Origin of the sequence: Cellulomonas endometrii, assembly GCF_949769265.1 — a bacterium.
GTDB lineage: Bacteria > Actinomycetota > Actinomycetes > Actinomycetales > Cellulomonadaceae > Cellulomonas > Cellulomonas endometrii.
In genome coordinates this window covers 1-7,150 of the sequence record NZ_CATKPC010000037.1, presented here as the reverse complement: position 1 = coordinate 7,150, position 7,150 = coordinate 1, and the positions used below count along the sequence as shown (strand labels likewise).

Annotated in this window: 8 protein-coding genes; 6 read left to right on the top strand and 2 right to left on the bottom strand. The window is 75.1% G+C overall.

Going from position 1 to position 7,150, the window contains the following annotated elements:
- Positions 1-296 precede the first annotated feature (296 nt).
- The 6 genes from QNH85_RS19860 (at position 297) to QNH85_RS19835 (ending at position 6,212) form a co-directional block, all read left to right on the top strand.
- Complete coding sequence (locus QNH85_RS19860; protein ID WP_346016358.1) at positions 297-1,286, top strand: sensor histidine kinase; 990 nt, start codon at positions 297-299, stop codon at positions 1,284-1,286.
- Positions 1,283-1,942 (top strand): LuxR C-terminal-related transcriptional regulator, encoded by a 660-nt coding sequence (locus tag QNH85_RS19855; RefSeq protein ID WP_213283897.1) that lies wholly within the window; start codon positions 1,283-1,285, stop codon positions 1,940-1,942. The genes QNH85_RS19860 and QNH85_RS19855 overlap by 4 nt, the downstream gene beginning before the upstream one ends.
- A 98-nt stretch (positions 1,943-2,040) precedes the next feature.
- Complete coding sequence (locus QNH85_RS19850; RefSeq protein ID WP_282949183.1) at positions 2,041-2,391, top strand: hypothetical protein; 351 nt, start codon at positions 2,041-2,043, stop codon at positions 2,389-2,391.
- A 4-nt stretch (positions 2,392-2,395) separates the two neighbouring features.
- Positions 2,396-2,881, top strand: coding sequence for a DUF456 domain-containing protein (locus QNH85_RS19845; protein WP_282949181.1), 486 nt, complete (start codon positions 2,396-2,398; stop codon positions 2,879-2,881).
- A gap of 44 nt (positions 2,882-2,925) precedes the next feature.
- Positions 2,926-5,490, top strand: a complete 2,565-nt coding sequence (gene pcrA, locus QNH85_RS19840; protein ID WP_282949179.1) for a DNA helicase PcrA — start codon at positions 2,926-2,928, stop codon at positions 5,488-5,490.
- A gap of 56 nt (positions 5,491-5,546) precedes the next feature.
- Positions 5,547-6,212 carry an AIM24 family protein gene (locus QNH85_RS19835; RefSeq protein WP_282949177.1) on the top strand — a complete coding sequence of 222 codons (666 nt, stop codon included), beginning with the start codon at positions 5,547-5,549 and terminating at the stop codon, positions 6,210-6,212.
- 85 nt (positions 6,213-6,297) lie between these two features.
- On the opposite strand, the gene QNH85_RS19830 is transcribed toward QNH85_RS19835, so the two are convergent.
- Positions 6,298-6,837, bottom strand: a complete 540-nt coding sequence (locus tag QNH85_RS19830; protein WP_282949175.1) for a Clp protease N-terminal domain-containing protein — start codon at positions 6,835-6,837, stop codon at positions 6,298-6,300.
- A gap of 25 nt (positions 6,838-6,862) precedes the next feature.
- A complete protein-coding gene (locus QNH85_RS19825; RefSeq protein WP_282949173.1) occupies positions 6,863-7,090 on the bottom strand; it encodes a helix-turn-helix domain-containing protein in 228 nt (75 codons plus the stop codon).
- Positions 7,091-7,150 lie beyond the last annotated feature (60 nt).

Sequence of the window (7,150 nt, the reverse complement as noted above, 5' to 3'; positions counted from 1 at the left end):
ACCGCGGCCCTCGGCGGGCTGCTGCTGGTCGGGCACTTCGCGGCCTACACGTTCGTCGCGCCGCTCCTGGCCGGCACGGCGGCGCGGACCCCCGGCGGGCTCAGCGGGCTGCTGCTCGGGTTCGGGGGGGCGGCCGGGGGCGGGGCGGGGCCGGGGGGGCGGGGGGGGGGGGCGGGCGGCCCGCCGCGCTGTCCCGGCTGGCGCGCCCGCAGGAGAGCGAGACGGTCCTGCGGCTGCGCCGGCTGCCGTGGACGGAGATCGCCGTCGGGGTCGCGCTGCTCGCCGGGGCCGCCGCCATGCTCATCGCCCGGACGGGCACCGACCTCGCGGGGAGCTGGGTCGTGCCGGTGCTGCTGCTCGTCGCCGGGGCCGCGCTCGCGTGGAGCCAGCTCGACGCCGTGCAGCGGGGCCGGCGCGGCGCCCGCGGGCCGGTGAGCATCCTGCGGCTGGCGGGCGGGCTGGTCATCGCCGGCGTCGGGGTGCTGCTGCTCGTCGGCCAGGAGGCGGCGCCCGGCGCGCTGGTGCAGTCCACCATCGCGGCGGTCGCGGTGCTCGGCGGCGTCGCGCTGGTGCTCGCCCCGTGGTGGCTGCGGCTGGTCCGCGAGCTCGGCGACGAGCGCGCCGCCCGCGCGCGGGAGTCGGAGCGGGCGGACATCGCCGCGCACCTGCACGACTCCGTGCTGCAGACCCTCGCCCTGATCCGCGCCCGCGCCGACGACCCCACCGAGGTGGCGCGGATGGCCCGCGCGCAGGAGCGCGAGCTGCGGGCGTGGCTGTACGACGACCGCCCGGAGCCCGGCACCTCCGTGGCCGCGGTGCTCGCGGCGATCGTCGCCGAGATCGAGGACACGCGCACCGGGCCCGACGGGGAGGCGGTCACCATCGAGACCGTCGTCGTCGGCGACACCGAGCCGGACGCGAGCACCGACGCGCTGCTGCAGGCGACGCGGGAGGCGCTGCTCAACGCGGTGCGCCACGGCCGCCCGCCGGTGTCCCTGTACCTGGAGGCCGGGCCCGAGGAGGTCGAGGTGTTCGTGCGCGACCGCGGCGACGGCTTCGACCCCGACGCGGTGCCCGCCGACCGGTTCGGGGTCCGCGAGTCGATCCTCGGGCGCGTGCGCCGCCGCGGGGGCCGCGCGACGGTCGTGTGCAAGGACGGCGGCGGCACCGAGGTGCGGCTGCGGATGCCGGTGCAGCACGCGGCGGCGGCCCCGGCCGCGGCCGAGGGCGGCGCCACCCCTGACCAGCCCGGCAGGGCGCAGGACGAGAGGACGATGCAGGCATGAGTGACGCTCCGGTCGACGTGGTGCTGGTCGACGACCACCTGATGTTCCGCGCGGGCGTGAAGGCCTCGCTCGACGACCGGGTGCGGGTGGTCGGCGAGGCCAGCACGGTCGACGAGGCCGTGCAGGTGGTGCGCGCCACGCGCCCCCCGGTGGTGCTGCTCGACGTCCACCTGCCCGGCGGGGACGGCGGTGGCGGCGCCGAGGTGATCAAGGCCTGCACCGACCTGCTCGGCGGCACGCGGTTCCTCGCGCTGTCGGTGTCGGACGCCGCCGAGGACGTCGTCGCGGTGATCCGGGCCGGCGCCCGCGGGTACGTCACCAAGGCGATCTCCGGCCCGGACCTCTGCGACGCCGTGCTGCGCGTGGCCGGCGACGACGCCGTGTTCTCCCCGCGGCTCGCCGGCTTCGTGCTCGACGCGTTCGGCACCGCGGCCGGTGACGTGGCCACCGGCGACGACGAGCTGGACCGGCTGTCCGCCCGGGAGCGGGAGGTCATGCGGCTCATCGCCCGCGGGTACTCCTACCGGGAGGTCGCTGGCGAGCTGTTCATCTCCATCAAGACGGTCGAGACCCACGTGTCCGCGGTGCTGCGCAAGCTGCAGCTCTCGTCGCGGCACGAGCTCACGCGCTGGGCGGCGGCACGGCGCCTGCTGTGAGGCGTCGCGCCCGCCGGCGCCGGGCGGCTCCGGCGGGCATGGGATCCTCGTGACGGCGCCCGGACGCGGCGCGCGAGCACCGAGGGAGAGATCTGCGCATGGACATCGTGTACGGCCTGCTGGTCGTGCTGCACCTGATCGGCTGGGCGATCGTGCTGGGCGGCTGCCTGGTGACGCTGCGGACGCCCGCGTTCCCGAAGGGGGCGCTGCACGGCGCGCTGACGGCGCTGGTGACGGGCCTGGTCATGGTCGGCCTGCGGTCGGCCGAGGTCGGCGACCTCGAGCCGCCGGACAACGCGAAGATCGGCGTCAAGCTCGTCGTCGCGCTCGTCGTCACCGGCCTCGTCTGGTACGGCACGCGGCGCCCGGACAGGGTGACGAAGGGGCTGGTCGGGGCGACGCTGGGCCTGACCGTGGTGAACATCCTCGTCGCCGTGCTGTGGCGCTGAGCGCGTGAGCGGTCCCGGCGAGGTCCTCGTCGGCCTGGCGATCCTGGTCGGCCTGCTCGGGGTCGTGGTGCAGGTGCTGCCGGGCGCGCTCGTCGTGCTCGGTGCCGTCGCCGTCTGGGCTGTCGTGACGGGCGGGACGGCCGCCTGGGTCGTGCTGGGCGTCGCGGTCGCGGCCACCGTCGTGTCGGGGGTCGCGAAGTACCTGGTCGCCGGCCGGTACCTGACCCGCACGGGGCTGCGGAACCGCACCCTCGCGTGGGGCGGGCTGCTCGGCGTCGTCGGGTTCTTCGTCATCCCGGTGGTCGGGCTGCCCGTCGGCTTCGTCGGCGGGGTGTACCTCGCCGAGCGGCTGCAGGAGCGGCACGGGCACCCGGAGGCGTGGCGGGCCACCGTCGCGGCGATCAAGGCGACGGGGATCACGATCCTCATCGAGCTGGCGGGGGCGCTGGTCGCGACGCTGGCGTGGGTGGTCGGCCTGGTCGTCACCTGAGGCGGCACGTGGTGTCGGTGGGGGAGCCTAGGCTTGTTCCTGCCATGACGTCGCTCTTCGAGAACCTCCCCAGCCCCCACCTGCCCGGCCTCGCCCTGTCCGACCTGGGCCGCCTGCCGGCCGCCGTGCCGCCGCGCTCGGACGCCCGTGACGACGCCGCCGGTGGCGAGCCCGCCGCCGACCACGCCCGCGACACGGGATCCCGCCGCGCCCCGTCGGTCGACGCGGACGCGCTGCTGGTGGGGCTGAACCCGCAGCAGCGCGCGGCCGTGCTGCACCACGGCGGGCCGCTGCTGATCGTCGCGGGCGCCGGCTCGGGCAAGACGCGCGTCCTGACCCACCGGATCGCGCACCTGCTGGCGACGCGGCAGGCGCGCGCGGGGGAGATCCTCGCGATCACCTTCACGAACAAGGCCGCCGCGGAGATGCGCGAGCGCGTCGCGTCGCTGGTGGGGCCGTCCGCGCGGGCGATGTGGGTGTCGACGTTCCACTCGGCGTGCGTGCGGATCCTGCGCCGGGAGGCCGCCACGCTCGGGCTGCGGTCGTCGTTCTCGATCTACGACGCGGCCGACTCGCAGCGGCTGCTGACGCTCGTGGCCCGGGAGCTCGACCTCGACCCGAAGCGCTACCCGCCGAAGGCCCTGGCGTCGAAGATCTCGAACCTCAAGGACGAGCTGGTCGACCCCGACGAGTTCGCCTCGACCTCCGGCGGGTCGTCCGGGAACGACTTCGACCAGGCGCTCGCGCAGGTCTACACCCGGTACCAGCAGCGGCTCCGGCAGGCCAACGCCCTCGACTTCGACGACCTCATCATGACGACGGTCAACCTGCTGCAGGCGTTCCCGGCGGTGGCCGAGCACTACCGGCGCCGGTTCCGGCACGTGCTGGTCGACGAGTACCAGGACACCAACCACGCCCAGTACGTCCTGGTCCGGGAGCTCGCGGGCGCCGGGTCCGACGAGGGCGACGTCCCGCGCGGCGAGCTCACGGTCGTGGGCGACGCCGACCAGTCGATCTACGCGTTCCGCGGCGCGAGCATCCGCAACATCATGGAGTTCGAGGCCGACTACCCGGACGCCACGACCATCAAGCTGGAGCAGAACTACCGCTCCACGCAGAACATCCTGTCCGCCGCCAACGCGGTCATCAGCCGGAACCCGGGCCGTCAGGCGAAGCGCCTGTGGACCGACTCCGGCTCCGGCCCGAAGATCGTCGCCTACGTCGCGGACAACGAGCACGAGGAGGCGCGGTTCGTCGCGGAGGAGATCGACCGCCTCGGCGACTCCGACGGCGTGCGGCCCGGCGACGTCGCGATCTTCTACCGCGCCAACGCGCAGTCCCGCGCGCTGGAGGAGGTGCTGATCCGGGTCGGCCTGCCGTACAAGGTCGTCGGCGGCACGCGCTTCTACGAGCGGCGCGAGATCAAGGACGCGGTCGCGTACCTGCGGGCCATCGCGAACCCCGACGACGACGTGAACCTGCGCCGGATCCTCAACGTGCCCAAGCGGGGGCTCGGCGACCGGTCCGAGTCGATGGTCGCGGCGTTCGGCGAGCGGGAGCGGATCTCGTTCGGCGCCGCGCTCGACCGCGTCGACGAGGTGCCGGGGCTCGGCACCCGCGCGGTCACCGGGCTGCGGGCGTTCGCCGAGATGATGTCCGACCTGCGCGCGCTCGCCGAGTCCGGCGCCGGCCCGTCCGAGATCCTCAGCGTCGTCCTGGACCGCAGCGGCTACCTCGCGGAGCTCCGCGCCAGCGAGGACCCGCAGGACCAGACCCGCGTGGAGAACCTCGCGGAGCTGCACGCCGTCGCGAGCGAGTTCGAGCAGGCCGAGCCCGAGGGGGACCTCGCGGACTTCCTCGAGCGCGTGTCCCTCGTGGCCGACTCCGACCAGATCCCGTCCGACGACGGCGGGGACGACGCGAAGCCGGACCAGGGCGTCGTCACGCTCATGACGCTCCACACCGCGAAGGGCCTGGAGTTCCCCGTGGTGTTCCTCACCGGCATGGAGGACGGCACGTTCCCGCACATGCGGTCGCTCGCCGACACCGACCAGCTGGCGGAGGAGCGGCGCCTGGCCTACGTCGGCCTGACCCGCGCCCGCCAGCGCCTGTACATCTCCCGCGCCGCGGTGCGGACCGCGTGGGGCGTGCCGAACGAGTTCCCGCCGAGCCGGTTCCTCGACGACCTGCCGGACGAGCTGCTGGACTGGCGCCGCCGGGAGTCGAGCAACGACCGGCTCCGCGGCCCGGGCGGGTTCCTCGGCGGGCGGTCCGGGTACGCGGCGGGCTCCGGCGGCTACGGCTCCGGGTCCGGCGGCTCCGGAGGCTCCGGCAGCTGGAAGAAGAGCTCGGCGGCCTCCCGGGCGGCCGACGCCGCCCCGAAGAAGGCCCCCGGCTCCGGCGGCGCCACCTTCGGCTCCGCGACCCCGCGCCCGGACTCGGCCATCCCGACGCTGGCCGTCGGCGACCGGGTGACGCACGACGCGTACGGCCTGGGCACCGTGGTGCTGGTCGAGGGCGGCGGCCCGAACGCGGTGGCGAAGGTCGACTTCGGCTCCGAGGGCACGAAGCGGCTGCTGCTGCGGTACTCGCCGGTCACGAAGCTCTGAGGCGGATCCGTCGCGAGACGGACGACCCGGGGACGCGTGTCCGGCATGATCGGGTCATGCGCAGCCCCCTGTTCGACCAGGTCAACACCGAGGTCCAGACCGCCGACCGCTACGCCCTCCAGAGCGACAAGATGCTCAAGGTGACGCTCGGCCCGGACGTGCTCGCGGCGAAGGGCGCGATGGTCGCCCACCAGGGCCAGGTGCAGTTCCACCACGAGTCGTCCGGCTCGCTGGCCCGGTTCGTGAAGCGCGCGGTCAGCGCCGACGACCAGGCGCTGATGCGGGTGTCCGGCCCCGGCGAGGTGTTCTTCGCGCGCGCCGCCGAGCACGTCTTCCTGCTGCAGCTCGAGGGCGACGCGATCAGCGTCGGCGGCTCGTCGCTGCTGGTGCTCGACGCGGAGCTGCAGTGGGACATCCACCGCACGAAGGGCGCCGGGATGATGACCGGCGGGTTCTTCAACACCCTGATCCAGGGGCACGGCATGGTCGCGCTCACGTCGCACGGCCAGCCGATGATCCTGGACTGCTCGCAGCAGCCGACGTTCGTCGACCCGAACGCCGCCGTGTGCTGGTCGGCGAACCTCACGCCCGGCGTGGTGTCCAGCATGAACATGAGCTCGATGCTGCGCGGCGGCTCCGGCGAGGCGTTCCAGTACGCGTTCCACGGCCCGGGCTTCGTGGTCGTGCAGCCGTCCGAGGGCTACCCGGTCCCGACCGCCTGACCCGCGCACCCGCCCGCCTGGCCCGCGGTCCGGGCCGCCTGACCCGCGGGCCCGCCCGCCGTTGCCGAGCCAGGCGGTGCGGGACTCAGGCCGCGGTGCTCGCCGCGATCCGGGACGTGACGTCCGCCGCCAGCGCGCGGGGGTCGACGCCGCACCGGAGCAGCAGCGCGTGGCCGTCCGTGTCGGTCAGCCGGACCACGGCGAGCAGCACGTGCCCGGCCTCGATCCGCTTGTGCCCGAGCCGGATCGCCTCGCGGAGCGCGACCTCCAGGGTCTTCTTCGCCTCCCGGGTGAACGGGAGGTGCCCGGTCGGGCGGCGGCCGCGCGTGTCGGCCCGGTCCAGCGCGCCCGCGCCGAACACGGTGTCCGCCTGCCGGCGCACCGCGTCCAGGTCGATGCCCAGGGCGGCGAGCGCCGCGGGGTCGAGGCCGTCGCGGTCGAACCGGTCCAGCAGCGTCTGCCGGTCCGCCCCGTGCGCCGCGAGCGCGGCGGCGGCCGGGTCGTCGACGGAGGCGACCGCCACGACGAGGTGTGCGGGGGTGATGCGGGTGTCGCCCAGGTCGCGGGCGATCTCCTGCGCCTGGACGACGGACTGCCGGGCGCCGGCGGTGAACCTCTCGAACATGACGGTCTCCTCGGTCGTGCGGGGGTCAGCGGCGGTGGTGCTTCTGGTGGACGGCCTGGCGGCTGACGCCGAGCGCGTCCGCGATGTCCTGCCAGGACCAGCCGAGCTCGCGGGCCCGGGCGACCTGGAGGGCCTCGAGCCGGTCGGCGAGCACGCGCAGGGAGCGCACGGCGCGCAGTCCGGTGCTGGGGTCGCCGGCCGCTGCGGCGGCCAGGGTGCCGGCGGCGTCGCCGGGGCGGTCGGTGCTCGTCATGCGTCAACCTTGCTTGACACGAGCGCCGGTGTCAACCGGCCTTGACGCACTGCCTCCCGC

Excerpts from the sequence above, each read along its gene's own strand:
- QNH85_RS19860 (WP_346016358.1), top strand. The coding sequence starts at position 297 with ATGCTCATCGCCCGGACGGGCACCGACCTCGCGGGGAGCTGGGTCGTG.
- QNH85_RS19855 (WP_213283897.1), top strand. The coding sequence starts at position 1,283 with ATGAGTGACGCTCCGGTCGACGTGGTGCTGGTCGACGACCACCTGATG.
- QNH85_RS19850 (WP_282949183.1), top strand. The coding sequence starts at position 2,041 with ATGGACATCGTGTACGGCCTGCTGGTCGTGCTGCACCTGATCGGCTGG.
- pcrA (WP_282949179.1), top strand. The coding sequence starts at position 2,926 with ATGACGTCGCTCTTCGAGAACCTCCCCAGCCCCCACCTGCCCGGCCTC.
- QNH85_RS19835 (WP_282949177.1), top strand. The coding sequence starts at position 5,547 with ATGCGCAGCCCCCTGTTCGACCAGGTCAACACCGAGGTCCAGACCGCC.
- QNH85_RS19830 (WP_282949175.1), bottom strand. The coding sequence starts at position 6,837 with ATGTTCGAGAGGTTCACCGCCGGCGCCCGGCAGTCCGTCGTCCAGGCG.
- QNH85_RS19825 (WP_282949173.1), bottom strand. The coding sequence starts at position 7,090 with ATGACGAGCACCGACCGCCCCGGCGACGCCGCCGGCACCCTGGCCGCC.